The sequence below is a fragment of the Streptomyces sp. CRCS-T-1 genome, from assembly GCF_024442335.1.
GTDB classification, from domain to species: domain Bacteria; phylum Actinomycetota; class Actinomycetes; order Streptomycetales; family Streptomycetaceae; genus Streptomyces; species Streptomyces koelreuteriae.
The window spans coordinates 3,275,694-3,299,330 of record NZ_CP101651.1; the positions used below are offsets into that span (position 1 = coordinate 3,275,694).

The 23,637-nt window shown below is 72.0% G+C and carries 22 protein-coding genes and 1 pseudogene; 12 read left to right on the top strand and 11 right to left on the bottom strand.

Features of this window, described 5'->3' with window-relative positions:
* Window positions 1-2: 2 nt before the first annotated feature.
* Genes NNW99_RS14550 through NNW99_RS14585 form a run of 8 tightly spaced genes read right to left on the bottom strand, consistent with a single transcriptional unit; the run spans window position 3 to window position 7,195 of the window.
* The gene (locus NNW99_RS14550) at window positions 3-1,997 is read right to left on the bottom strand and encodes an NADH-quinone oxidoreductase subunit L (RefSeq protein WP_215119512.1); all 1,995 of its coding nucleotides are present in this window, start codon (window positions 1,995-1,997) and stop codon (window positions 3-5) included.
* The gene (gene nuoK, locus NNW99_RS14555; RefSeq protein WP_215119513.1) at window positions 1,994-2,407 is read right to left on the bottom strand and encodes an NADH-quinone oxidoreductase subunit NuoK; all 414 of its coding nucleotides are present in this window, start codon (window positions 2,405-2,407) and stop codon (window positions 1,994-1,996) included. Before nuoK ends, NNW99_RS14550 begins: the two co-directional genes overlap by 4 nt.
* Window positions 2,407-3,021, bottom strand: a complete 615-nt coding sequence (locus NNW99_RS14560; protein ID WP_215119514.1) for an NADH-quinone oxidoreductase subunit J — start codon at window positions 3,019-3,021, stop codon at window positions 2,407-2,409. Before NNW99_RS14560 ends, nuoK begins: the two co-directional genes overlap by 1 nt.
* Complete coding sequence (locus tag NNW99_RS14565) at window positions 3,018-3,593, bottom strand: NADH-quinone oxidoreductase subunit I (protein WP_215119516.1); 576 nt, start codon at window positions 3,591-3,593, stop codon at window positions 3,018-3,020. The genes NNW99_RS14560 and NNW99_RS14565 overlap by 4 nt, the downstream gene beginning before the upstream one ends.
* A gap of 2 nt (window positions 3,594-3,595) precedes the next feature.
* Window positions 3,596-4,564: a complex I subunit 1 family protein gene (locus tag NNW99_RS14570; protein WP_215119518.1), complete on the bottom strand. Its 969-nt coding sequence runs from the start codon at window positions 4,562-4,564 to the stop codon at window positions 3,596-3,598.
* Window positions 4,561-6,165 carry an NADH-quinone oxidoreductase subunit C gene (locus NNW99_RS14575; protein WP_215119520.1) on the bottom strand — a complete coding sequence of 535 codons (1,605 nt, stop codon included), beginning with the start codon at window positions 6,163-6,165 and terminating at the stop codon, window positions 4,561-4,563. The genes NNW99_RS14570 and NNW99_RS14575 overlap by 4 nt, the downstream gene beginning before the upstream one ends.
* Window positions 6,162-6,797 carry an NADH-quinone oxidoreductase subunit B gene (locus NNW99_RS14580; protein WP_215119524.1) on the bottom strand — a complete coding sequence of 212 codons (636 nt, stop codon included), beginning with the start codon at window positions 6,795-6,797 and terminating at the stop codon, window positions 6,162-6,164. Before NNW99_RS14580 ends, NNW99_RS14575 begins: the two co-directional genes overlap by 4 nt.
* A complete protein-coding gene (locus tag NNW99_RS14585) occupies window positions 6,788-7,195 on the bottom strand; it encodes an NADH-quinone oxidoreductase subunit A (RefSeq protein ID WP_010041427.1) in 408 nt (135 codons plus the stop codon). The genes NNW99_RS14580 and NNW99_RS14585 overlap by 10 nt, the downstream gene beginning before the upstream one ends.
* Before the next feature lie 223 nt (window positions 7,196-7,418).
* On the opposite strand from NNW99_RS14585, the gene NNW99_RS14590 reads away from it, so the two are divergent.
* The 5 genes from NNW99_RS14590 (at window position 7,419) to NNW99_RS14610 (ending at window position 14,242) form a co-directional block, all read left to right on the top strand.
* Complete coding sequence (locus NNW99_RS14590; RefSeq protein WP_215119525.1) at window positions 7,419-8,645, top strand: sensor domain-containing protein; 1,227 nt, start codon at window positions 7,419-7,421, stop codon at window positions 8,643-8,645.
* 143 nt (window positions 8,646-8,788) lie between these two features.
* Window positions 8,789-10,153, top strand: coding sequence for a sensor histidine kinase (locus NNW99_RS14595; RefSeq protein ID WP_215119526.1), 1,365 nt, complete (start codon window positions 8,789-8,791; stop codon window positions 10,151-10,153).
* A 279-nt stretch (window positions 10,154-10,432) separates the two neighbouring features.
* The gene (locus NNW99_RS14600; RefSeq protein WP_285439966.1) at window positions 10,433-11,092 is read left to right on the top strand and encodes a response regulator transcription factor; all 660 of its coding nucleotides are present in this window, start codon (window positions 10,433-10,435) and stop codon (window positions 11,090-11,092) included.
* Window positions 11,093-11,241: 149 nt separating this feature from the next.
* Window positions 11,242-13,170, top strand: a complete 1,929-nt coding sequence (locus NNW99_RS14605; RefSeq protein ID WP_215119528.1) for a 2-oxoacid:acceptor oxidoreductase subunit alpha — start codon at window positions 11,242-11,244, stop codon at window positions 13,168-13,170.
* Window positions 13,163-14,242, top strand: a complete 1,080-nt coding sequence (locus tag NNW99_RS14610) for a 2-oxoacid:ferredoxin oxidoreductase subunit beta (RefSeq protein ID WP_215119529.1) — start codon at window positions 13,163-13,165, stop codon at window positions 14,240-14,242. Before NNW99_RS14605 ends, NNW99_RS14610 begins: the two co-directional genes overlap by 8 nt.
* 35 nt (window positions 14,243-14,277) lie before the next feature.
* Here the strand turns inward: NNW99_RS14610 and NNW99_RS14615 are convergent, their stop codons facing one another.
* Window positions 14,278-14,664, bottom strand: a complete 387-nt coding sequence (locus tag NNW99_RS14615; protein WP_215119530.1) for a helix-turn-helix domain-containing protein — start codon at window positions 14,662-14,664, stop codon at window positions 14,278-14,280.
* 91 nt (window positions 14,665-14,755) lie between these two features.
* Between NNW99_RS14615 and NNW99_RS14620 the strand changes: the two genes are divergently transcribed.
* Both NNW99_RS14620 and rarD read left to right on the top strand, forming a co-directional pair.
* Window positions 14,756-15,610 carry an SDR family oxidoreductase gene (locus NNW99_RS14620; protein ID WP_215119532.1) on the top strand — a complete coding sequence of 285 codons (855 nt, stop codon included), beginning with the start codon at window positions 14,756-14,758 and terminating at the stop codon, window positions 15,608-15,610.
* Window positions 15,611-15,805: 195 nt separating this feature from the next.
* A pseudogene (gene rarD, locus NNW99_RS14625) lies at window positions 15,806-16,543 on the top strand (EamA family transporter RarD); the annotation flags it as partial.
* Here rarD and NNW99_RS14630 read toward each other — a convergent pair.
* Window positions 16,528-17,991 (bottom strand): MFS transporter, encoded by a 1,464-nt coding sequence (locus NNW99_RS14630; RefSeq protein WP_251057797.1) that lies wholly within the window; start codon window positions 17,989-17,991, stop codon window positions 16,528-16,530. The pseudogene rarD and the gene NNW99_RS14630 sit on opposite strands and share 16 nt — an antisense overlap.
* A gap of 91 nt (window positions 17,992-18,082) precedes the next feature.
* Here NNW99_RS14630 and NNW99_RS14635 point away from each other — a divergent pair, with 91 nt between their 5' ends.
* The 3 genes from NNW99_RS14635 (at window position 18,083) to NNW99_RS14645 (ending at window position 20,080) form a co-directional block, all read left to right on the top strand.
* Window positions 18,083-18,508, top strand: a complete 426-nt coding sequence (locus NNW99_RS14635; protein ID WP_215119533.1) for a helix-turn-helix domain-containing protein — start codon at window positions 18,083-18,085, stop codon at window positions 18,506-18,508.
* Between the two features lie 7 nt (window positions 18,509-18,515).
* Entirely contained in the window at window positions 18,516-18,989 is a 474-nt protein-coding gene (locus NNW99_RS14640) for a VOC family protein (protein ID WP_215119534.1), read from the top strand.
* A gap of 143 nt (window positions 18,990-19,132) precedes the next feature.
* Window positions 19,133-20,080 carry a M28 family metallopeptidase gene (locus NNW99_RS14645; protein WP_215119536.1) on the top strand — a complete coding sequence of 316 codons (948 nt, stop codon included), beginning with the start codon at window positions 19,133-19,135 and terminating at the stop codon, window positions 20,078-20,080.
* A gap of 9 nt (window positions 20,081-20,089) precedes the next feature.
* Here NNW99_RS14645 and NNW99_RS14650 read toward each other — a convergent pair whose 3' ends face one another.
* The gene (locus NNW99_RS14650) at window positions 20,090-21,751 is read right to left on the bottom strand and encodes a tetratricopeptide repeat protein (protein WP_215119537.1); all 1,662 of its coding nucleotides are present in this window, start codon (window positions 21,749-21,751) and stop codon (window positions 20,090-20,092) included.
* 161 nt (window positions 21,752-21,912) lie between these two features.
* Between NNW99_RS14650 and NNW99_RS14655 the strand changes: the two genes are divergently transcribed.
* Window positions 21,913-22,416: a DUF6668 family protein gene (locus NNW99_RS14655; protein ID WP_215119539.1), complete on the top strand. Its 504-nt coding sequence runs from the start codon at window positions 21,913-21,915 to the stop codon at window positions 22,414-22,416.
* A 53-nt stretch (window positions 22,417-22,469) separates the two neighbouring features.
* Window positions 22,470-23,636, top strand: coding sequence for an amidase family protein (locus tag NNW99_RS14660; RefSeq protein ID WP_370869199.1), 1,167 nt, complete (start codon window positions 22,470-22,472; stop codon window positions 23,634-23,636).
* Window position 23,637 lies beyond the last annotated feature (1 nt).

Consider the following 23,637-nt stretch of genomic DNA (forward strand, 5'->3'; position numbering starts at 1 on the left):
GCTCACGCTCCCGTGGCGACGAGGACGGCGGCGACCGCGAGGACGACGGTGCCGGCGAGCAGCGCGCTCACATAGGTCTGGACGTTGCCGGTCTGGGCGCGTCGCACGGCGGCGCCGAGCCAGCGGGGCAGCGCGCCCGCACCGCGTACATAGGTCTCGACGACCTCGCGGTCGAGGAACCGGACGAGGCTCGCTCCGGCCTGGACCGGGCGGACGAAGAGCGCCGTGTACACGGCGTCCACGTGGAAGCCTGCGGCCGCGGGCCGGTGCAGGGGGCCGAGCAGGAGCCGTCCGGGGTCGGCGGGGTCGGGCGCGTAGGCGATGTCCCCGTAGGCCGGCTCGTGGGTGGCGATGGCTTCCGCCTCGACCCGGGCGGCGTCGCCCTCGGGGTGGGCGGCGACCGCGCCGAGCGGGACGCGGGCCGCGAGCGCGGTGGTGTGCCGCCAGGCGCCGTAGGTGACGATGCCGCCGACCAGGGCGACGCCGGTGCCGAGCACGGAGGTGGTGAGGGTCGGGCCGAGGTCACGGCCGTCGAACCAGTCGGGCAGCACGCGGAACGCGAATCCGCCGAGGGCCAGGGAGGGGACGGCCAGTACCCACAGCACGACGGTCATCGTCAGCGGCTCCTTGCCGTGGTCGGGGGCTTCGGTGCCCCGGCCCCGGAAGGCGAGCAGCCACAGGCGCATCGCGTAGGCGGCGGTGAGCACGGCCGTGAGCAGGCCGGCGACGAGGACGATCCAGCCCGCGGCGGCGGGGGCGTGCTCGGTGTGCCCGGTGACGACGTGCTCGGCGACGCCGAGGACGGCCTCCTTGGAGAAGAAGCCGCTGAAGGGCGGGATCGCGGCGAGCGCGAGCAGCGCCACGGTCATCGTCCAGTAGGCGTCGGGGACGCGGGCGCGCAGGTTCCGCATGCGGGACATGGCGGCGAGCGAGTTGGTGCCGGCGGCGTGGATGATCACGCCGGCCGCGAGGAACAGCAGCGCCTTGAAGGCGCCGTGGGACAGGAGGTGGAAGACGGCGGCTCCGCGGTCGCCGACGGCGAGGGCGCCGGTCATGTAGCCGAGCTGGCCGATCGTCGAGTAGGCGAGGACGCGCTTGATGTCGTCCTGGGCGAGCGCGGCGAGCCCCGAGCCGGCCATGGTGACGGCGGCCATGACGGCGAGCACGACCATCGCGGCCTGCGAGGCCTCGAAGACCGGGAGGAGACGGGCGATGAAGTAGACACCGGCGGCGACCATCGTCGCGGCGTGGATCAGCGCGGAGACGGGGGTGGGGCCCGCCATCGCGTCGGGGAGCCAGGTGTGCAGCGGGAACTGCGCCGACTTGCCCGCCACGCCCGCGAGGAGCAACAGGGCGATCAGCGTCGGATGGTCGAGTGAGCCGCTCGCGACGGCGCCGAGGACCTTCGTGATGCGGAAGGAGCCGGCGTCGGTGGCGAGGGCGAACAGGCCGATGAGGAAGGGGACGTCGCCGAGCTTGGTGACCAGGAAGGCCTTGAGGGAGGCGGCGCGGGCCTCCGGGGTCTCCCAGTAGTGACCGACCAGGAAGTAGGAGCAGATGCCCATGACTTCCCAGCCGACCAGCAGCACGATCAGGTCGCCGGAGTAGACGACCAGGAACATCGCGGAGGTGAACAGGGAGACGAGGGCGGCGTACGAGGGGTAGCGCGGGTCGTCGCGCAGATAGCCCGTCGAGTAGATCTGCACGCAGGAGGCGACCAGGCCGACCACGACGGCGACGAGGGCGGCGAAGCCGTCGATGTGCAGGGCGAGTTCGATCGGGACCGAGCCGGTCGGGGTGAGTTCCGTGGCCGCGTTGACGGCCGTGTCACCGCCCTGCCGTGCGGCGACCAGCGCGGCGAGCACCAGGGAGGCGAGCGTCGGCAGGACGGCGAGCGGGCGGACGAAGCCGGGTGCCGTGCGGCCCAGGAGCAGGCCGGCGGCGGCGCCTAGGAACGGAAGGAGGGGGACGAGGACGGCGAGGGTGGTCGTGGTCACGCGGTGGCCTCAGCCTTCTGGGCCTCGCCGGGCTGCTCGGCCGTGCGGGCGTCGCTGTCGTGGCCGTCGGGGTCGTGGTCGTCCGGGCCGTGCCGTTCGGCGGTGTCGCGGAGCTTGTCGATGTCCGCGGTGCCGCGGTTGCGGTGGACGGCGAGGACGATCGCCAGGCCGATGCCGATCTCGGCGGCGGCGATGGCGATGGTGAACAGGGTCAGGGCCTGGCCGGAGTGCAGGGTCTCCTCGGCGGTCCTGCTGAGCCAGACGTCGAAGGCGACCAGGTTGAGGTTGACGGCGTTGAGCATCAGCTCGACCGACATCAGGACCAGGATCGCGTTGCGGCGGGCGAGGACGCCGTACAGGCCCGTGCAGAAGAGGAGAGCGGAGAGGACGGCGGGATAGGCGAGGTGCATCAGCGGGTGCCTTCCTTGTCGCTGCCGTCGGCCGGGGTGCGATCGGCTGGGGCGGTCCCGGGCGCTGTCGCCGCGTCGGCCTTCGCCTTGCGGGACAGGACGATCGCGCCGACCAGGGCGGCGAGGAGGAGGACGGAGAGGGCCTCGAAGGGGAGGACCCAGTTCTGGAAGAGGCTCGCGCCGGTGGCCTCGGTGGAACCGGCGGCGGGGCCGTTGAGGTCGATCCAGGTCGTGCGGAAGGCGTCGACGACGACCCAGACCAGGGCGGCGGCCGCGGCGAGGGCCACGGTGAGGGCGGCCCAGCGGTTGCCGGAGTCGGCGTCCGGGGAGCGGCCGATCGGGGCCCTGGTGAGCATCAGTCCGAACAGGAGGAGGACGACGACGGAACCGACGTAGATGAGGACCTGCACCCAGGCGATGAACTCGGCGGTGAGCAGGAGGTACTCGACGGCCAGGCCGCCGAGGGTCACCACCAGCCACAGGGCGGCGTGCACCAGCTGCCGGGTGGTGACGGTGACGATCGCGGCGCCGAAGGTGACCAGGCCGACGAGGAGGAAGGCGATCTCGACGCCGGTCGGGGAGAGGAAGCCGTGGCTTTCGGCGGCAAGGCTCACGACTCTCCCTCCTGCGGTTCCGCCTGAGCGGCCGCCAGTTTCTCGGCGGTCTTGCGGGCGGTGGCGACTTCCTTCGGCTCCTCAGCGGCGGGGTCGAGGGCGGGCGGGGCCGGGACGGTCCACATCCACTCGCGGAGCTTGTCGCGCTCGTGGGTGAGGTCGTGGATGTCGGTCTCGGCGTACTCGAACTCCGGGGACCAGAACAGGGCGTCGAAAGGACAGACCTCGATGCAGATACCGCAGTACATGCACAGGGCGAAGTCGATGGCGAAGCGGTCGAGGACGTTGCGGCTGCGTTCGCGGCCGCCGGGGGTCGCCGCCGGGACCGTCTCCTTGTGGGAGTCGATGTAGATGCACCAGTCCGGGCACTCGCGGGCGCAGAGCATGCAGACCGTGCAGTTCTCCTCGAACAGGCCGATCACACCGCGGGTGCGGGGCGGGAGGTCGGGCTGGGCGTCGGGGTACTGCGCGGTGACGGACTTCTTCGTCATCGTGCGGAGGGTGACGGCCAGGCCCTTGGCCAGGCCGGAGCCGGGGATGCGGGGCCGGGAGGGCGGGAGGGACGCAGCCATGGTTAGTTGATCACCACCTTGACGACGCCGGTGAGGGCGATCTGGGCGAGGGACAGGGGGACGAGGAGGGTCCAGGCGAGCTTCTGGAGCTGGTCCTCGCGCAGGCGCGGGTAGGTGACGCGCAGCCAGATCACGAGGAAGGCGAGGACCGCGGTCTTCAGCAGGGTCCAGACCCAGCCGAGGCCGTCGGCGCCCCAGGGGCCGTGCCAGCCGCCCAGGAAGAGGACGGTGGTCAGACCGCACAGGACGACGATTCCGGCGTACTCGGCGAGGAGGAAGAGGGCGAAGCGGAGGCCGGTGTACTCGGTGTACGCGCCGAAGATGATCTCCGAGTCGGCGACGGGCATGTCGAAGGGAGGGCGCTGGAGTTCGGCGAGGCCGGCGACGAAGAAGACGATCGCGCCGACGATCTGCCAGGGCAGCCACCACCACTCGAAGGCGTCGAGGATGCCGGGGAGGGAGACCGTGCCTGCCGCCATCGCGACGGAGGCGGCGGTGAGGAGCATCGGGAGTTCGTAGGCCAGGAGCTGGGCGGCGGTGCGGAGGCCGCCGAGGAGGGAGAACTTGTTCGCGGACGCCCAGCCGGCCATGAGCGAGCCGAGGACGCCGACGCCCATGACGGCCAGGACGAAGAAGACGCCCGCGTCGATGACCTGGCCGACGGCTCCCTCGCCGGGGCCGATGGGGATGGCGAGCAGGACGAGGAGGTACGGCAGCAGGGCTACGGCGGGGGCCAGTTGGAAGATGCGGCGGTCCGCGCCCGCGGGGACGATGTCCTCCTTCTGCGCGAACTTCACGCCGTCGGCGACCAGCTGGGCCCAGCCGTGGAAGCCGCCGGCGTACATGGGGCCGAGGCGGCCCTGCATGTGGGCCATGACCTTGTGTTCCGTCTGGCCGATGATCAGGGGGAAGGTGAGGAACACGACGAAGACGATCAGAAGTCGCAGGATGACGTCGAGCGCGTCGTTCACCGCGTGCCTCCTGTGGGGTCTTCGGGGGTGTCCGTGGGCTCTGTTGACTCTGCGGGCTCTGTGGCTTCTGTGGTCTGTGGGGGCGGCTCGGGGGTCTTCGAGTCGGCCGAGGGCTCGGGGGTCGGCGACTGCGTGGTCTCGGGCGACGCTTCGGGGTCCGGTTCGTCGAAGGCCGGGCGGGCGTGGTGCCAGGGGGCGTCGGAGCTGCGCGGAGCCGGGCGGGCAGGCCTGGCCGGCCGGCCCTCGCCTCGGTCGGACGCGCTGCGTTGGCTCGAGCTGCCCTCCGAAGCGCTGCGCGCGCGGCGCGGTCCCGCCGACGGGGTCGGGGGTGCGGCCTCGGTTGCGGGGGACTCCGGCTGCCCGGGGGGCGGCGTCTCGGTGCCGGGCTCCGCTGCTTCGGAGCCGGTCGCCGGGGATTCGGGCCCGGGTGTCGGGGACTCGGGGCCGGTCGCCGGGGGTTCCGATCCGCCGGGCGCCTGGCTCGCCGAACCGTCTGCTGCGGTGCGGGTACGGCGTGGGGTGGCCGGGGGTGAGGGGGGCGTGTCGCCCGGCGTGGACTGGCTCTCCGACGCCTCGCGTGGGGCGGCCGGGGGCTGCGTGTCCGGGGCGCTTGCAGCGGCCTGGCTTGCTGAGCCGTCCGCTGCCGTGCGTGTGCGGCGGGGCGCGGTCGGAGACGGAGTTTCCGGAGTACCGGCAGCCGCCTGGCTCGCCGAGCCCTCCGCCGACGTGCGTGCGCGGCGCGGGGCAGCCGGGGGCGAAGCCTCCGGAGTACCAGCGGCGGCCTGGCTGGCCGAGCCTTCCGCCGACGTGCGGTTGCGGCGCGGTCCTGTCGGAGCCGACGTGGGCGACTCACCGGGCGGGGCCTGACTCGCCGAGCCCTCCCCCGCCGTACGCGCGCGGCGCGGAGCCTCCGGGGTGCCGGTAGCGGCCTGGCTCGCCGAGCCCTCCCCCGCTGTGCGTGTTCGCCGTACGGGGCGTTCGCCTGCGGGGCGAGGAGTCGCGCCTCGGGTCGGGCGGGACGGGGCCGGGGGGAGTTGGCCCTTGAGGGGGCCCCATTCGTTGGGGTCGGGGACGCCGGGGGGGAGCATCTGGCGGCGTTTGGGGCCGCCGTGTTCGGACTCGCCGGGTTCCTTCGCGCCGGGCCAGGCCTTGGCGACGCGGGCGGCGAGGACGAAGTCCTTGCGCAGGGGGTGGCCTTCGAAGGTGTCGGGCAGGAGCAGGTGGTCGAGTGCCGGGTGGCCTTCGAAGGCGATGCCGAACATCTCGTGCGTCTCGCGTTCGTGCCAGGCGGCGCCCGCGTAGACGTCGACCGCCGAGGGCAGGGCGGGGGACTCGTGCGGGATCGTCGTACGCACGAGGAGGCGGCGGAGGGGGGACAGGGCCGCGATGTGGGCGCTGACGCGGAAGCCGGTGCCCGGTTCGTCGACCGCGCTCAGCCAGTCGAAGTAGGTGCAGCCGAGGCGGTCGCGGGCGGTCCGCAGGGCCGCGATCCAGGTCGCCGGGGGGACGTCGACCGTCAGGACCTCGTAGGACTCCTCGGCCGTGGCGTCCGGGCCGAAGAGTTCCTCGGTGGCGGCGGGCAGCCAGCCGACCGCGGTCATCGTCCCTCCCCCGACTCCGACGCCGACGCTGGGTCCGAGGACGGTGGCTTTACCAGGCCGCTCTGCAGCGCCGCCGTCGACGGGCGTGCCGTGGTGCCGTAGCGCTCCCCCAGCGACTCGCGGGCGATCTTCTCCTGGAGCTTGAGGATTCCCTGGAGCAGTGCCTCGGGGCGGGGCGGGCAGCCGGGGACGTAGACGTCGACGGGGATGATCTGGTCGACGCCCTTGGTGACGGAGTAGGAGTCCCAGTAGGGGCCGCCGCAGTTGCTGCACGCGCCGAAGGAGATGACGTATTTCGGCTCGGGCATCTGCTCGTAGAGGCGCTTCACCGCCGGGGCCATCTTGTCCGTGACCGTGCCGGAGACCACCATCAGGTCGGCCTGGCGGGGGCCGGGGGCGAAGGGGATCACGCCGAGGCGGATGAAGTCGTGGCGGGCCATCGACGCGGCGATGAACTCGATCGCGCAGCAGGCGAGGCCGAAGTTGAAGACCCAGAGCGAGTAGCGGCGGCCCCAGTTGAGGATCACCTTCATCGGCTCGGGTGCGAGGCGCGCGAGGGCGCCGAGCCGCTTCGGTTCGGGAAGCAGCACGGGTTCGGGGCCGGCGGAGGTCACGTCGGGGGTCACGTCCATGCCAGGACGCCCTTCTTGTATGCGTAGAGCAGGCCCACGGCCAGGAAGCCGAGGAAGATGAACATCTCGACCAGGGTCGTCGCGCCGTAGCCGGGGGCGGCGAAGACGGTCGCCCAGGGGAAAAGGAAGATCGAGTCGACGGCGAAGATCACGTAGAGGAAGGCGTAGACGTAGTAGCGGACCTGGGTGTGGGCCCAGCCCTCGCCGACGGGGTCGACGCCGCATTCGTACGTCAGGAGCTTCTCGGGCGTGGGGACCACGGGCCGCAGCAGGCGGCCGGCCCCGAAGGCGACGGCGACGAACAGCACGCCGACCACGGCGAGCAGTCCGACGACCGAATAGGACTGGAAGTAGTCCGCCGCGACGACGGTCGTGGTGACGACGGTCGGTTCCGGCACGTCCGTCCCTCGCTCCCTTGAAACTCGGACCTGGTCCTGCGGCGATCCCCCGGTTCACCCGGACGCCGCTGTTCGACGATCTGTACGCACGGGAGTCTAGGCCCTGATAAAGGCAGGGTAAGCAGCCCGTCACGCCCTGGCATGCGGGGGTGGGGTTTTCCTCAGTCGATCCCGGCGGCGCACCTCATGGCGCGGGCGCCCGCGGCCGGGCACGCTACCGCGTATGACCGAACGCTTCCCGTCCACCGGCGCGAAGGCGGCCGCGACGACGGCCGGGCAGGACGACCGCCCGCCACCGCCCCGGTTCGCCTACGACCGGCACACCTGGAAGGAGATCGCGCACCTCCTGGCGAACCTTCCTCTCTCCCTGCTCGGATTCACCTATGTCATGACGGTGCTGTTCACCAGCTTCTGGCTGACCGTCACGGTGATCGGGTTCCCGCTGCTCGCGGCCGGCCTCATGGGCGCCCGGCAGTTGGGCAAGCTGGAGCGGGCGCGGGCCAGGGCGCTGCTCGGGGTGCGGGTGGACGAGCCGAGCCGGCTGCCGCTGCGCGGCTCGGGCGGCTTCCTCACCCAGGTGTGGATGTCGCTGAAGGACCCGGTGGGCTGGCGTGCGGTGCTGTACGAGTTCATGCGGCTGCCGTGGGGCGTCCTCACCTTCACCATCACTCTGGTCTCGCTGTTCGTGCTGTGGCCGGTGCTGCCGTTCATCGCGCGGGGGCTGGCCAACGCCGACCGGGCCATGGTGCGGGGGCTGCTGTCGCCCTCGGACGAGCTGGAGCGGCGCATCGCCGAGCTGGAGTCGGACCGGGGGGTCGTGGTCGACACGGCCGCGGCGGACCTTCGGCGCATCGAGCGGGATCTGCACGACGGGGCGCAGGCCCGGCTGGTCAATCTGGCCATGGGGCTCGGCCTGGCCAAGGAGAAGGTGCTGGAGGACCCCGACGCGGCGGCGGCGATGGTCGAGGAGGCGCACGGCGAGGTGAAGCTGGCGCTCCAGGAGCTGCGGGATCTGGCCCGCGGGATCCACCCGGCGGTGCTGACCGACCGGGGCCTGGACGCGGCCCTGTCCTCGGTCGCCTCGCGCTGCACGGTCCCCGTGAAGGTGACGGTCGATCTGCCCGCGCGGCCGGCCGCGGCCATCGAGGGCATCGCCTATTTCACCGTCTCGGAGCTGCTGCAGAACGTCAGCAAGCACAGCCGGGCGCGGTCGGCGTCGGTGGATGTGTGGCGGGCTGCCGACCGGCTGCTCATACAGGTGTGGGACGACGGCCGCGGGGGCGCGAGTCTCGACAGCGGTACGGGGATGAGGGGACTGGCCGAACGGCTCGGCGCCGTGGACGGGCTGTTCGTCCTGGAGTCGCCCGAGGGCGGCCCTACGACGGTCACGGCGGAACTGCCCTGGCGCGACCGCACGGACGCGTCCGCCGCGGGCACCGGCGGCTTCTAGACCCCACCGCGCTGCCACCCGGCCGGAGGTGGGGAAAACCCCCCGTCCAAGACGCCGACGGACTCCATGGTCCGCCGACCTGCGGCGGAGCAGGGTGGAGGTATCGAGAGCACAGTCGCCGGACGAGGAGAAGGACGACGTCGATGGCCACGGAGTACGGACAGGGATACGGGTTCGACGGCGGGCCCGGGTACCCCGGGAGCACCGGACGACGGCGGCACCGGCTGCCCGTCGCGCTGCGGGCGCCGGTCGAGGGCCGCACCTGGCGTGAACTCGGCCATGTGCTGCTCAGCCTGCCGATCAGCATCATGCTGTTCGTCTACGCGGTCACGATGGTGTCGCTGGGGGCGGGGCTGCTGGTGACGTTCCTCGGCGTGCCGGTGCTGGCGGCGGCGCTCGCCGGGTGCCGTGGCTTCGGGGCGCTGGAGCGGCTGCGGGCGCGGGCGCTGCTGGACCTGGAGGTGGCCGAGCCGGAGCCGCTGCGGGCGCGGAAGCCGGGTGCCATGGCGTGGATGGGGGCCGTCCTCAAGAGCGGTGCCTCGTGGCGGGCCCTGCTGTACGCGCTGCTGCACCTGCCCTGGGCGGTGTTCTCGTTCGCCGTCGCCGTGAACGTGTGGGTGCTGGGCTGGGGGCTGCTGACGTATCCGCTGTGGTTCTGGGTGCTCCCGATGTACGCCGGGCAGGACGGGGTCCAGCTCTACGGCGACGAGACGCACCAGATCTATCTCGACAACCCGTTCGAGATCACGATGACCGCGCTGGTGGGGCTGCTGCTCACGATCGCCATGCCGTGGATCGTGCGGGCGTTGACGATGGTGGACCGGCTGATGGTGCACGGGCTGCTCGGGCCGTCGCGGCTGGTCTCGCGGGTGGTGGAGCTGGAGTCCGACCGGGGGGTCGTGGTCGACACGGCCGCGGCGGACCTGCGGCGCATCGAGCGGGATCTGCACGACGGGGCGCAGGCCCGGCTGGTGGCGCTGGCCATGGATCTGGGGCTGGCGAAGGAGAAGCTCCAGGAGGATCCGGAGGCGGCCGCGCGGATGGTGGACGAGGCGCACGGCGAGGTGAAGACGGCCTTGCAGGAGCTGCGGGATCTGGCCCGGGGGATCCATCCCGCGGTGCTGACCGACCGGGGGCTGGACGCGGCGCTGTCGGCGGTGGCGTCGCGGTGCACGGTGCAGGTGGGCGTCGAGGTCGATCTGACGGAGCGGCCGGCGCCGGCGATCGAGGGGATCGCGTACTTCACGGTGTCGGAGCTGCTGCAGAACGTCAGCAAGCACGCGGGGGCGACCTGGGCGGGTGTGGAGGTCTGGCGGGTCGAGAACCGGTTGATGTTGCAGGTCGTGGACAACGGGCGGGGTGGGGCCGATGTGTCCCGGGGGTCGGGGCTTGCCGGGCTGGCGGAGCGGCTCGATGCGGTGGACGGGATTCTGGTGGTGGACTCGCCTGCGGGCGGGCCGACCCGGGTGACGGCGGAGTTGCCTTGGCGGGGGGCGTACGTGCGGTGACCTCCGGTCGGGGGGCGGGGCTCGGGGCGTTCCGTCTCCGGTCTGCCGGGGGGCTCCGCCCCCTGGACCCCCGGCCTGTGCCCACCGAGCACCCGAATCGCTCGACCAAGAAGCAAGCCCCCTCCCCCATACTCACTCGGACAAGAAGCCCGACCCACCCCCCATCCACCCCCCGATCCTGAAATGCTGGACCCGTCGCACGGGTGGGCGCGGAGCCGATGTGGGTCGCGGACGGGCGGCGTCGGGCTGTGGGGGGGCCGGAACATCGTGGAGGACAGGGTGCGGGTGGTCATCGCCGAGGATTCAGTGCTGCTCAGGGAGGGCCTGACCCGGCTGCTGACCGACCGCGGGCATGAGGTCGTCGCCGGGGTGGGTGACGGCGAGGCGCTGATCAAGACCATCACCGAGCTGGACGCGCAGGGCGAGCTGCCGGACGTCGTCGTGGCCGATGTGCGGATGCCGCCGACGCACACCGACGAGGGGGTGCGGGCGGCCGTGCGGTTGCGCAAGACGCACCCGGGCCTCGGTGTGCTGGTGCTGTCGCAGTACGTGGAGGAGCGCTACGCCACGGAGCTGCTCGCGGGGTCCAGCCGGGGCGTCGGCTATCTGCTGAAGGACCGGGTGGCCGAGGTGCGCGAGTTCGTGGACGCGGTGGTGCGGGTGGCGGGCGGCGGTACGGCCCTCGACCCGGAGGTGGTCGCGCAGCTCCTGGGCCGCAGCCGTAAGCAGGACGTGCTCGCCGGGCTCACGCCGCGGGAGCGTGAGGTGCTGGGGCTGATGGCCGAGGGGCGGACGAACGGGGCGATCGCCCGGCAGCTGGTGGTCAGCGACGGCGCGGTCGAGAAGCACGTGAGCAACATCTTCCTGAAGCTGGGGCTGTCGCAGAGCGACGGGGACCACCGCAGGGTCCTGGCCGTGCTGACGTACCTCAATTCCTGACATGGGCGGCAGGAGTGGGTGATCACCCCAAAGTCGCGTCCAAGATGCGAATGACACAAAGAAGGCGACCCTTACGGTCGTAGGGTTGATCCTGGGAGGCCTGCGGGAAGGCCTGTCCGGGACAGCCGCCTCGAGGGAGGTCCAGTTCAGTGACCAGCCAGGTCAGTAGCCCAGCGGAGCAGGCCGACGGACCAGTCGTAGGAGAGCAGCGCAAAGCGGGGGGCGCCAAGGGCGTCCGCCGTCTCGACCGGGTGATCATCAGGTTCGCGGGGGACTCGGGTGACGGTATGCAGCTCACCGGTGACCGCTTCACCTCGGAGACCGCGTCGTTCGGCAACGACCTGTCGACGCTGCCGAACTTCCCGGCCGAGATCCGGGCGCCCGCCGGGACCCTGCCGGGTGTGTCGTCCTTCCAGTTGCACTTCGCCGACCACGACATCCTCACGCCCGGTGACGCGCCGAACGTGCTGGTGGCGATGAACCCGGCCGCCCTGAAGGCGAACATCGGCGATCTGCCGCGCGGCGCCGAGGTGATCGTCAACACGGACGAGTTCACCAAACGGGCGATGCAGAAGGTCGGCTACGGCACCAGTCCGCTGGAGGACGGGTCGCTGGACGGCTACCACCTGCACCCGGTGCCGCTGACCACGCTCACCGTGGAGGCGCTGAAGGAGTTCGACCTCAGCCGCAAGGAGGCCGAGCGCAGCAAGAACATGTTCGCGCTGGGCCTGCTGAGCTGGATGTACCACCGGCCCACCGAGGGCACGGAGAGGTTCCTCAAGTCCAAGTTCGCGAAGAAACCCGATATCGCGGCGGCCAACATCGCCGCGTTCCGGGCCGGCTGGAACTTCGGCGAGACCACCGAGGACTTCGCCGTCTCCTACGAGGTGGCCCCGGCGGCCACGGCGTTCCCGCCGGGTGTCTACCGCAACATCTCCGGCAACCTCGCCCTGTCCTACGGCCTGGTCGCCGCGAGCCGACAGGCGGATCTGCCGCTGTATCTGGGGTCGTATCCGATCACTCCGGCGTCGGACATCCTGCACGAGCTGTCCAAACACAAGAACTTCGGCGTGCGCACCTTCCAGGCCGAGGACGAGATCGCCGGAATCGGGGCCGCGCTGGGCGCGGCCTTCGGTGGTTCGCTGGCCGTGACCACGACGAGCGGTCCCGGGGTGGCGCTGAAGTCGGAGACCATCGGCCTCGCGGTCTCCCTGGAGCTGCCGCTGCTGGTCGTGGACATCCAGCGCGGCGGGCCGTCGACCGGTCTGCCGACCAAGACCGAGCAGGCGGATCTGCTCCAGGCGATGTACGGGCGCAACGGCGAGGCGCCGGTGCCGATCGTCGCGCCGCGCACCCCGGCGGACTGCTTCGACGCGGCCTTGGAGGCGGCGCGGATCGCGCTGACGTACCGCACGCCGGTCTTCCTCCTCTCCGACGGCTATCTGGCCAACGGCTCCGAGCCCTGGCGGATCCCGGATCTGGACGAGCTGCCGGACCTGCGGGTGCAGTTCGCGCAGGGCCCGAACCACACCCTGGAGGACGGCTCCGAGGTGTTCTGGCCCTACAAGCGCGACCCGCAGACGCTGGCCCGGCCGTGGGCGATCCCGGGCACGCCGGGTCTGGAGCACCGGATCGGCGGCATCGAGAAGGAGGACGGCACCGGCAACATCTCCTACTCGCCGGCCAACCACGACTTCATGGTCCGCACCCGGCAGGCCAAGATCGACGGCATCGACGTCCCCGACCTCGTGGTGGACGATCCACACGAGGCCAGGACCCTCGTCCTGGGCTGGGGTTCGACGTACGGGCCGATCACGGCCGCGGTGCGGCGGCTGCGCAGGGCCGGGGAGTCGGTCGCGCAGGCGCATCTGCGCCATCTCAACCCCTTCCCGAAGAACCTCGGCGCGGTCCTCGGGCGCTACGACAAGGTGGTGATCCCCGAGATGAACCTCGGGCAGCTCGCCACGCTGATCCGGGCGAAGTACCTGGTCGACGCGCAGTCGTACAACCAGGTCAACGGCATGCCGTTCAAGGCGGAGCAGCTCGCCGCGGCTCTGAAGGAGGCCATCGATGGCTGAGACGTCCACGCACGGCACGGGCATCGTCGAAGCGCTCTCCCTCGTCCCCAAGGCCGAGGCGAAGCAGTCGATGAAGGACTTCAAGTCCGATCAGGAAGTGCGCTGGTGCCCCGGCTGCGGCGACTACGCCATCCTCGCGGCGGTGCAGGGCTTCATGCCCGAGCTGGGTCTGGCGAAGGAGAACATCGTCTTCGTCTCGGGCATCGGCTGCTCCTCCCGGTTCCCGTACTACATGAACACGTACGGGATGCACTCCATCCACGGCCGCGCCCCCGCCATCGCCACGGGTCTGGCCTCCTCGCGCCGCGATCTGTCGGTGTGGGTCGTCACCGGTGACGGCGACGCGCTGTCCATCGGCGGCAACCATCTGATCCACGCGCTGCGGCGCAACGTCAACCTCAAGATCCTGCTGTTCAACAACCGGATCTACGGTCTGACCAAGGGCCAGTACTCGCCGACCTCAGAGGTCGGGAAGATCACCAAGTCGACGCCGATGGGCTCGCTGGACGCGCCCTTCAACCCGGTGTCGCTGGCGATCGGCGCGGAGGCGTCGTTCGTGGCGCGGACGGTGGACTCCGACCGCAAGCATCTGACGGAGGTGCTGCGCCAGGCCGCCGCCCACCAGGGCACGGCCCTGATCGAGATCTACCAGAACTGCAACATCTTCAACGACAACGCCTTCGAGGCCCTGAAGGACAAGCAGCAGGCCGAGGAGGCCGTGATCCGGCTGGAGCACGGCAGGCCGATCCGCTTCGGCGCCGACCTGGCGAAGGGTGTCGTACGGGACCCGCTGACCGGGGATCTGAAGGTGGTCGCGGTGACGCCGGACAACGAGGACCGGGTGCTCGTCCATGACGCGCACTCCCCGTCCCCGACCACGGCGTTCGCCCTGTCCCGCCTGGCCGACCCGGACACCCTGCACCACACCCCGATCGGTGTCTTCCGTGCCGTGGACCGGCCCGTCTACGACACGCAGATGACCGACCAGCTCGACCAGGCGATCGAGCAGCACGGCAAGGGCGACCTGGGCGCGCTGCTGGCGGGCGGGGACACCTGGACGGTCGCCGGCTGAGCCGCACGCTTGAGTAACACCGAGGCCCGGGAGCGCTAGGAAGCGGCCCGGGTCTCGTCGTAGGTCAGGCGGGCCTTCTCCACATCGTCCATGCGGTCGTGGGTCCACTGGGCGAGGGACCTGACCTGCTCGGCGGCCTCGCGGCCCAGGTCGGTGAGGGAGTAGTCGACGCGGGGCGGGATCACCGGCTTGGCGTCCCGGTCGACCAGGCCGTCACGCTCCAGGGTCTGGAGTGTCTGGGTGAGCATCTTCTCGCTGACGCCCCGGGCGCCGTTGCCGTACCGGCTGATCGCCCGGCGCAGCTCGCTGAAGCGGTACGGCCGCTCCAGCAGCTCGATCAGGACGAGCACGCCCCAGCGGCTGGTGACGTGCTCCAGGACGAGCCGGTACGGGCACAGGGCCTCGCCATCACTTACTGCCATGCCAGTACCTTACTTCAAAGTGGGTACTTTCCAAGAGTTAGCGCTACTCCTAGGGTTAGTGCCACCGCACCCCACAAGGAGAGTCATCACCATGAGCATCGTCGTCACCGGAGCCACCGGACAGCTCGGCCGTCACGTCGTGGAGCAGCTGCTGGAGAAGGTTCCCGCCGAGCAGATCACCGCGGTCGTCCGCAATGCCGAGAAGGCCGCCGACTTCGCGGACCGCGGGGTGAGGATCGCGCTCGCCGACTACAACACCCCCGCGTCCTTCGACGGCCTCTTCACCGCGGGTGACAAGGTCCTGCTGATCTCGGGCAACGAGTTCGACAAGGGCCGCGTCGCGCAGCACCAGGTCGTCATCGACGCCGCCAAGGCGGCCGGGGTCGCCCTGCTCGCCTACACCAGCGCCCCGGGCAGCCTGACCGCCGCGCTCGCCGACGACCACCGCGGCACCGAGGAGGCCCTGCTGAACTCGGGCGTGCCCTACGCGCTGCTGCGCAACGGCTGGTACCACGAGAACTACACCGAGAACCTCGCCCCGACGCTGGAGCACAACGCGGTCGTCGCCGCCGCCGGAGAGGGCCGGGTCTCCTCCGCCTCCCGCGCCGACTACGCCGCAGCCGCCGTCGCCGTGCTGACCGGTGAGGGGCACGAGAACCAGACGTACGAGCTGGGCGGCGACACCGCGTGGAGCTTCGCCGAGTACGCGGCCGAGCTGAGCCGGCAGACCGGCAAGGAGATCGCCTACAACGCGGTCACGCCCGAGGCGCTCACCGGCATCCTGGCCGGCGCCGGTCTGCCCGAGCAGTTCGCGCAGATCCTGGCCGGGGTCGACGCCTCCATCGAGAAGGGTGAGCTGGTCGTCTCCACCGGCGACCTGTCCCGTCTGGCCGGCCGCCCGACCACGCCGTTCTCCGAGGCCATCGCCGCCGCGCTCAAGGGCTGACGCCCCACCCGGCGTGCCTCTGCCCCCTCCACCCTCGGTTGTCATGACCGTATGGCGATACGGCCATGACAGCCGGGGGTGCTCGGCGTTACCTTCGTGGTCGCGGAAGACGACGTGCGAAGGAGGGGGCCCGTGACCGGCAAGCCGAAGGGCGAGGCACGGATAGGACTGCTGAACGGGTTCGCGGCCTACGGGATGTGGGGGCTCGTCCCCCTGTTCTGGCCCCTGCTGAAACCCGCCGGGGCGGTGGAGATCCTGGCCCACCGGATGGTGTGGTCGCTGGTCTTCGTGGGCGCCGCCCTGCTCGTACTGCGCCGCTGGGCCTGGGCCGGAGAGCTGCTGCGGCAGCCCCGCAAGCTGGCGCTGATCACGGTCGCCGCGGCGGTCATCACCATCAACTGGGGCCTGTACATCTGGTCCGTGAACTCCGGGCACGTCGTCGAGGCCTCCCTCGGGTACTTCATCAACCCGCTGGTCACCATCGGGATCGGGGTGCTGCTGCTGAAGGAGCGGCTGCGGCCCGTGCAGTGGGCGGCGGTCGGGACCGGCTGCGTGGCGGTCGTCGTCCTGACCATCGGCTACGGCCGGCCCCCGTGGATCTCCCTCTGCCTCGCCTTCTCCTTCGCCACGTACGGGCTGGTGAAGAAGAAGGTGGGCCTCGGCGGCATCGAGTCGCTGGCCGCCGAGACCGCGATCCAGTTCCTGCCCGCGCTCGCCTTCCTGGTGTGGCTGACCGGGCAGGGCGACTCCACCTTCACCACCGAGGGCGCGGGGCACGCGGCCCTGCTCGCCTCGGCCGGCATCGTCACCGCGCTGCCCCTGGTCTGCTTCGGCGCGGCCGCCATCCGCGTGCCCCTGTCCACGATCGGCCTGCTGCAGTACTCGACGCCGGTCATCCAGTTCCTGCTCGGCATTTTCTACTTCCACGAGGAGATGCCGCCGGAGCGCTGGGCCGGGTTCGCGCTGGTGTGGCTGGCGCTCACGCTGCTCACCTGGGACGCGCTGCGCACTGCCCGTCGCGCCTCCCGCGCGCTCACCGACGAGATCAGCGTGCCCAGCACCACCAGGACGACCGGCACGACCAGCGCCGCCCGGAACGCCGAGAGCGTGGCCTCGGGGCCGGACCCGGTGGACGCCAGGCCGTAGACCGCGGTCACCGCCGAGATGCCGATCGCGGAGCCGAACTGCGTGGCGGTGGTCAACAGCCCGCCCGCCAGGCCCTGCTCCGACTCGGCGACCCCGTCCGTGGCCGCGATCGTCAGCGGCCCGTAGGCCAGGGCGAAGGCGAGGCCCGCCAGGAACAGCGTCGGGAACATCGCGGCGTAGGACCAGTCCATGCCGACCGGCAGGAACAGCGCGTACGCGGCCACGGCCAGGACGAAACCGCCGACGATCACGCGGGCGTTGCCCCAGCGGGCGACCAGGCGGGGCGTGAGCGTCGGGGCGAGGACGGCGTCGATGCCCATGACGATCAGGGCCAGCGCCGTCTGGAGGGACGACCAGCCGCGCAGTTCCTGCAGGTAGAGCGTGACGATGAACTGGAAGCCGAAGAAGGCGCCGAGGAAGAGCAGCGCCCCGAGGTCGGCGCGCACCATCGGGCCCTGGCGCAGGATGCCGAGGCGGACGAGCGGGTCGGGGCAGCGGCGTTCGGCGGCGACGAAGGCACCGGCCAGGAGCAGCGCCCCGAGCCCCGAGGCCGCGGTGAGCGGCCAGTCGCGCAGGCCGTGTTCCAGGCGTACGACGGTGTAGGCGGCCAGCAGCATCGCGCCGGCGGCGGTGATCGCGCCGGGCAGGTCGAAGGTGCCCCGGCGGGTCCGCGGGGCGTCGCGCCCGGGGATCAGCCGCACGGCCGCGGCGAGCAGGGCCGCGGCCAGCAGCACGGGCGCGAAGAACACCCAGCGCCAGCCGAGCTCGGTGAGCAGACCGCCGATCACCAGACCGAGGGAGAAGCCGGCCGCGCCCGTCCCGGCGAAGATCAGCAGGGCCTTGTTGCGCTCCGGGCCCTCCTCGTACGACGTGGTGATCAGGGAGAGCGCGGCCGGGGTCATGAACGCGGCGGCGACGCCCGTCACGAAGCGGGCGAGGACCAGCATCCAGCCCTCGGTCGCGAAGCCGCCGAGCCCCGAGAAGGCGAGGAAGACGGCCAGCCAGAGCAGGAACATCCGGCGCCTGCCGAGCAGGTCGGCGGCCCGGCCGCCCAGGAGCGTGAAGCCGGCGTAGCCGAGCACGTAGGCGCTCATCACCCACGCCGCGGTGTCGGTGCCCAGCCCCAGGTCGGAGCGGATGGCCGGGATCGCCACCGCCATCATCGCGACGTCGATGCCTTCGAGGAAGATCGTTCCGCACAGAACGAGCAGCAGCGCCCAGGCACGGGTGCCCATCAGTCCACACTCCTCCGCCGTCAGTCGGTTACGCAACCGAGGGTCGGTTCCCTCTTGTAACCACGACCACCCTGCGGCAGCATCGGGAGACATGGAAGAAGGCACTTCGAAGTCACCGAGTAACTGCGAGAGCACCGTGGACTACGGCGACGCCGATCCCTTCCAGTGGGACACCCGGGAGGACTGCCAGGTCCGGCAGATCCTCGACCGGATCGCCGACAAGTGGTCGCTGCTGGTCATCGCGCTGCTGGAGAACCGGCGGCTGCGCTTCACCGAACTGCGCCGGGAGATCGACGGGGTCAGCCAGCGCATGCTGACGGTGACCCTGCGGTCGCTGGAGCGGGACGGGCTGGTGAAGCGGACCGTGCACCCGGTGGTGCCGCCGCGGGTCGACTACGAGCTGACCCCGCTCGGCAGGACCCTGCACACCACGATCCAGTCCCTGGTGACCTGGACGGAGGAACACCAGGAAGAGATCGCCGCGGCCCGGACCGCGTACGACACCCGCGCCGTATAACTGGTCCATGACACAGACACCGGCACGTCCCGCCCCCGTGCACTGGAAGGTCGTCATCGACGCGGGCGACCCGCAGGCGCAGGCCGACTTCTGGGCCGCCGCGCTCCACTACGAGGTCGAGGACAACAGCGTCCTCATCGGGAAGCTGCTCGGCGCCGGTGTCGTGCCGCAGGAGCTCGTCGTCGAGTTCCACGGCCGCCACGCCTTCCGGGACCTGGTCGCCGTACGGCACCCCGAGGACCCGTTCGAGGAGGAGAGCGGGACCGGGCTGGGGCGGCGGCTGCTGTTCCAGAAGGTGCCGGAGGCGAAGACGGTCAAGAACCGGCTGCACCTCGATCTGCACCCGGGAGAGGGGCGGCGCGAGGAGGAGGTCGCGCGGCTGGAGGGGCTCGGGGCGAGGGTGCTGCGGCGGGTGGCGGAGCAGGGCGGCGAGTGGGCTCTGATGGCGGACCCGGAGGGGAACGAGTTCTGCGTGCAGTAGCACGGCGGCGGGCCCGGTAACGCCCTGTCCTGTTCAGGCTCTTGACGGAGAGTCAGCATCAGCCTCACCATCCAGGCACCCCATTCACCCCGGGCGGCCTTCGGACACCCCACGGGCTGCCCGAAGGAACTCGGAGTCCCCACATGAAGCTCTCCGTTTCCGCGCGTGCCGTGGCAGCAGGCGGCATAGCGAGTGTCATGCTCCTGACGAGTGGCGCCGTGGCCGATGCCGCGTCCGCTCCCCCGAGACCGGCCGCGGCACCCGACCTGCCCCTGGCGAGCGTCAAGGCCCATCTGACCCAGCTGCAGTCCATAGCCACCGCCAACGGCGGCAACCGCGCGCACGGCCGGACCGGCTACAAGGCCTCGATCGACTACGTGAAGGCCAAGCTGGACGCCGCCGGATTCACCACCACGCTCCAGCAGTTCACCGCCTCGGGACGCACCGGCTACAACCTGATCGCCGACTGGCCCGGCGGCGACGCGAACCAGGTCGTGATGGCCGGCTCGCACCTCGACAGCGTCTCCTCAGGACCCGGCATCAACGACAACGGCTCCGGCTCGGCCGCCGTCCTGGAGACCGCCCTCGCGGTGTCCCGGGCGCAGTACAAGCCCACCAAGCATCTGCGGTTCGCCTGGTGGGGCGCGGAGGAACTCGGTCTGGTCGGCTCCCGCTACTACGTCAACCGGCTGACCACCGGGGACCGTTCGAGGATCAGCGCCTACCTCAACTTCGACATGATCGGCTCCTCGAACCCCGGCTACTTCGTCTACGACGACGACCCGGCGGTCGAGAAGACCTTCAAGGACTACTTCAGCGGCCTCGGCGTCCCGACCGAGATCGAGACCGAGGGCGACGGCCGCTCCGACCACGCGCCCTTCAAGAGCGCGGGCGTGCCGGTGGGCGGCCTGTTCACCGGGGCCAGCCGTGCGAAGACGGCGGCGCAGGCGGCCAAGTGGGGCGGTACGGCCGGGCAGGCCTTCGACCGCTGCTACCACTCCTCCTGCGACACCACGGCCAACATCAGCGACACCGCCCTCGACCGCAACAGCGACGCGGTCGCGTACGCGGTGTGGGAGCTGTCGGAGTAGTTCTTCTCTTCACTGGTTGCGGGCGCGTTCCGTGAGGCGGCCCATGCGGGCCCGGGCCGACTCCAGTTGCTCGATCTCGTCGGCTGCCGGGCCGTCCTCGGCGGCGAGCTCGGTCCACAGGCCGATCAGGTCGCGCCCCAGCTCCAGACCCACCGCCGGGTCGCGCACGGCCCGCCAGGCGGTGGACGCGCTCTGCACGTTGCCGTAGGCGGCCTCCGCGTCGCCCGTACGGCGGCGGGCACCGGCCAGGTCGAGCGACAGCCGGAAGGCGCGGAGCGGGTCACCGGCCAAGTAGGCGATGTACGCGCTGAGTTCACCCAGCCGGAGCACCTCGGGGTGCTCCGGCCCCAGCGCCGCCGACGCCTGCGCGACGGTCTGCTCCGCGAGCCCGGCCGCCTCCTCGATCCTGCCCTCCTTCACGGCCTCGTTGATCCGCGTGATCGGCTCCGCGACGAGGGCGGGCGCCGCGGAGTCGCCCGAGGTGTCGGGGGTCTCGTCCCCGAACATGGCCTCCGCGACGGCGTCGAAGCCGCGGGCGGGCGTGGGCTTGGCGTCGAGGTCGGCGAGCATCTCCGCTTCGAGCACCGGGTCGGGCTTCCTGCTTCGCCTCGGCGCGGCGACGGGACCGGCTTCGGGGACGGGCAGCGGCCTCGCGTCCATGGGCGGAGGCGGCCCGAACGCACCGGTGGGGGGCGCGACGGTGCCGGGCGGTGCGGCCGGGCCCGGAGGCGTGTCCTCCGGTGCGGGCGGCTCCTGTACGGCGCGCAGACGGAAGGTCGGGGCCGCGCCAAGGTCGTCCGACTCCGGTACGGGGCGCAGCACGTGTGTGGCGCTGTCGTTGCGCGAGGGGTTGTGTGAGGTGTCTTGTAGGGGTTCCTGCTCCGCCGGGGGTGGCATGGGTCCGGGCGTGCCGGGTGCGGGCGGTTCCGCAGCGGCGTCGGCGTGGGGCGGCTCGGCAGCCGTTGCGGCCGGGGGCCATTCCGTCGCCGGGACGGTCAGGGGCGGTTCCGCTGCCGCGCCGACCGGGGGCGGCTCTGCGACGGCGCCGGCCTGGGGCCATTCCGTCGCCGGACCGGCGGTCGGAGGGTGCGTAGGCGTGCCGGCCAAGGGCGCTTCCACGGCCGGGCCGACCGAGGGCGGCTCAGCGGCGGCGGCCGGGGGCCACTCCGTCGCCGGAGGGGCGGTCGGTGGTTGCGCGGGTGTGCCCGCCTCGGGCCATTGCACCGCCGCGCCGGCCGTCGTCGGTTCCGGGGCCGGGCGGGAGGTCGGGCCGGTCGTCGGGGGGTGCGGCGGGTGTCCGGTGACGGACTCCTCCGGCGGTGTCGTACGGACCGGCTCGGCCGTGAAGTGGCTGGAGCCGTCCGGTTCGACCCGGAGGGGGACGACGTAGCCGATGCGCTCGTCGTGGATGGTGGCGAGGACGGCATGGCCGGTGGCGAGGGCGATGTGGTGGAGGCGGTTCAGGACCGCCTTGTGGATCTCCTCGCCGGGGGCCGCGTAGACGGGGACGCCGCCGACGGACGCGCCGTCGGACACGCCCGGCGCTCCGGCACCGGCTCCGGCACCGCGTCCTGTTGTCCCGGGGACATGGACGTCGATCGGCGCCGCCGGAGTCGCCGCGTGTGCGGCCTGCTTCTGTTCCCGCTTCTTCTCGCGGCTGAGTCGCGACATCGTCCCCTCACTCGGCGTCGTACACCTACTTGTCGAGTGTGTCCGCTCGCTCCCGTTTCTCACGTCACCGCGGTGTCACAGGCTCGTCCCAAGGACTGTAGGCCCCGGCGCGCGTGGTTCCCGCCGGCATGAAGATCGACAGTACGAGGGAGGAGAGGTGCATGCAGACAGGCATGCGACAAGGCCCGGAGATCTGGATCCGCGGCCCGGTGACAACCCCGGAGCCGGGACCGCCGGAGCCGGCCCACGCCCACGCCGCGGCACGGCGGTTCTCCTGGGTCGGCACACACGGCGGCGCGGGCGTCTCCACGCTCGCCGCGGTCTACGGCGGTCATGACAGCGGCCGCTCCTGGCCCGGGCCGGGCGACCCGCCGTCCGTGCTGCTGGTCGCCCGGACGCACGCGGCCGGGCTGGACACGGTCGCCGGGGCGGTGGAGCTCTTCCGGCGAGGACAGGCCCCGCCGGGGCTCGACCTGGACGGCGTCGTCCTCGTGGCGGACGCCCCGGGCCGGCTGCCGCGCCCGCTCGCCCAGCGGGTCAAGTCCCTGGAGGCGGTCATCGACGTGTACCGCGTGCCGTGGGTGCCCTCCTGGCGACTCGGCGAACTGGGCCACCCGCCGCGCGAGACGGCGCCCCTGGCCAGGCTGACGGGAGAGGCACGCTGACGGCCGCGCCCCTGTCGGCGGGGGAGATCGCGGCGGGCGTACGGGCCCGGGAGCTGCGCGCGGTGGACGTGGTCGCGGCTGCGCTGGAGCGGATCGACCGGGCCGATCCGGAGCTGTGCGCGTTCGTCGAGGTGTGGCACGAGGAGGCGCTCCGGCGGGCGGGTGAGGTGGACGCGCTGCTCGACGGGCGTTCCGGGGGTGTCCCTCGCACGAGTGATGCCGACAGATCCGAAGATGCCCCTCGCACGAGTGGTGCCGACAACTTCATGGAGGCCGGGCCTCTGCCGCTCGCCGGTGTGCCCATCGCCGTGAAGGGGCGGAACGGGATGCGGGCGGCGGGGCCGCTGGTCGCGGCCGGAGCGGTGGTCGTGGGGGCCACCTCCGTGCCCGGGCCGGGGACGGAGTGGCAGACCTGGGGGCTCGGTGCGCGCGGCCGGACCGTGAATCCATGGCGGGCCGACCGTACGCCGGGCGGTTCCTCGGCCGGGTCGGCGGTGGCGGTGGCGGCCGGGCTGGTGCCGCTGGCGACGGGGAGCGACGGGGCCGGGTCGGTGCGGATCCCCGCGGCGTGGTGCGGGGTCGTCGGACTGAAGGCCACGGCCGGGCGGCTGCCCTCCGCCGACCGCACGGGGCTTGCCGTCCCCGGCGTGCTCACCCGCTCGGCGTCGGACGCGGCGCGCTGGTGGCAGGTGGTGACGGGCGAGCCGAAGCCCGTGCCCCCGCCCCTACCAATCACCGCCGTCTGGTCCCCCGACCTCGGTTTCGCCGGGCCCGATCCGGAGCCCGTCGCACTCGCCCGGGCCGCGGTGGAACGGCTCGTGGCGGCAGGTGTCGTACGGCTCGTACGACCACGGGTGCCGCTGCGGCTCACCGACCCCGGGCCCGCGTGGCTCGCCCTGCGCGCACCCGGCGCCGACCTGGCCGGGGCGCATCGCGACCGGGCGGAGAACGACCGGCGGCTGGCCGGGCTGTTCGAGGATGCCGAGCTGCTGCTGACGCCCACGGCACCCACCGCCCCGCACGGCCACGAAGGGCCAGGGGACCGCTACTCCACCTCGCTCACCTGGGCGTTCAACCTCAGCGGGCATCCGGCACTGAGCCTCCCGGCGGGCTTCGGCGAGGACGGCTGCCCGGCCGGGCTGCACCTGGTCGCACCGCACGGGCGGGAGGCGCTGCTGCTGGCGGTGGCGCGGGAGGCGGAGGCACGTATCGAGAGCTGAC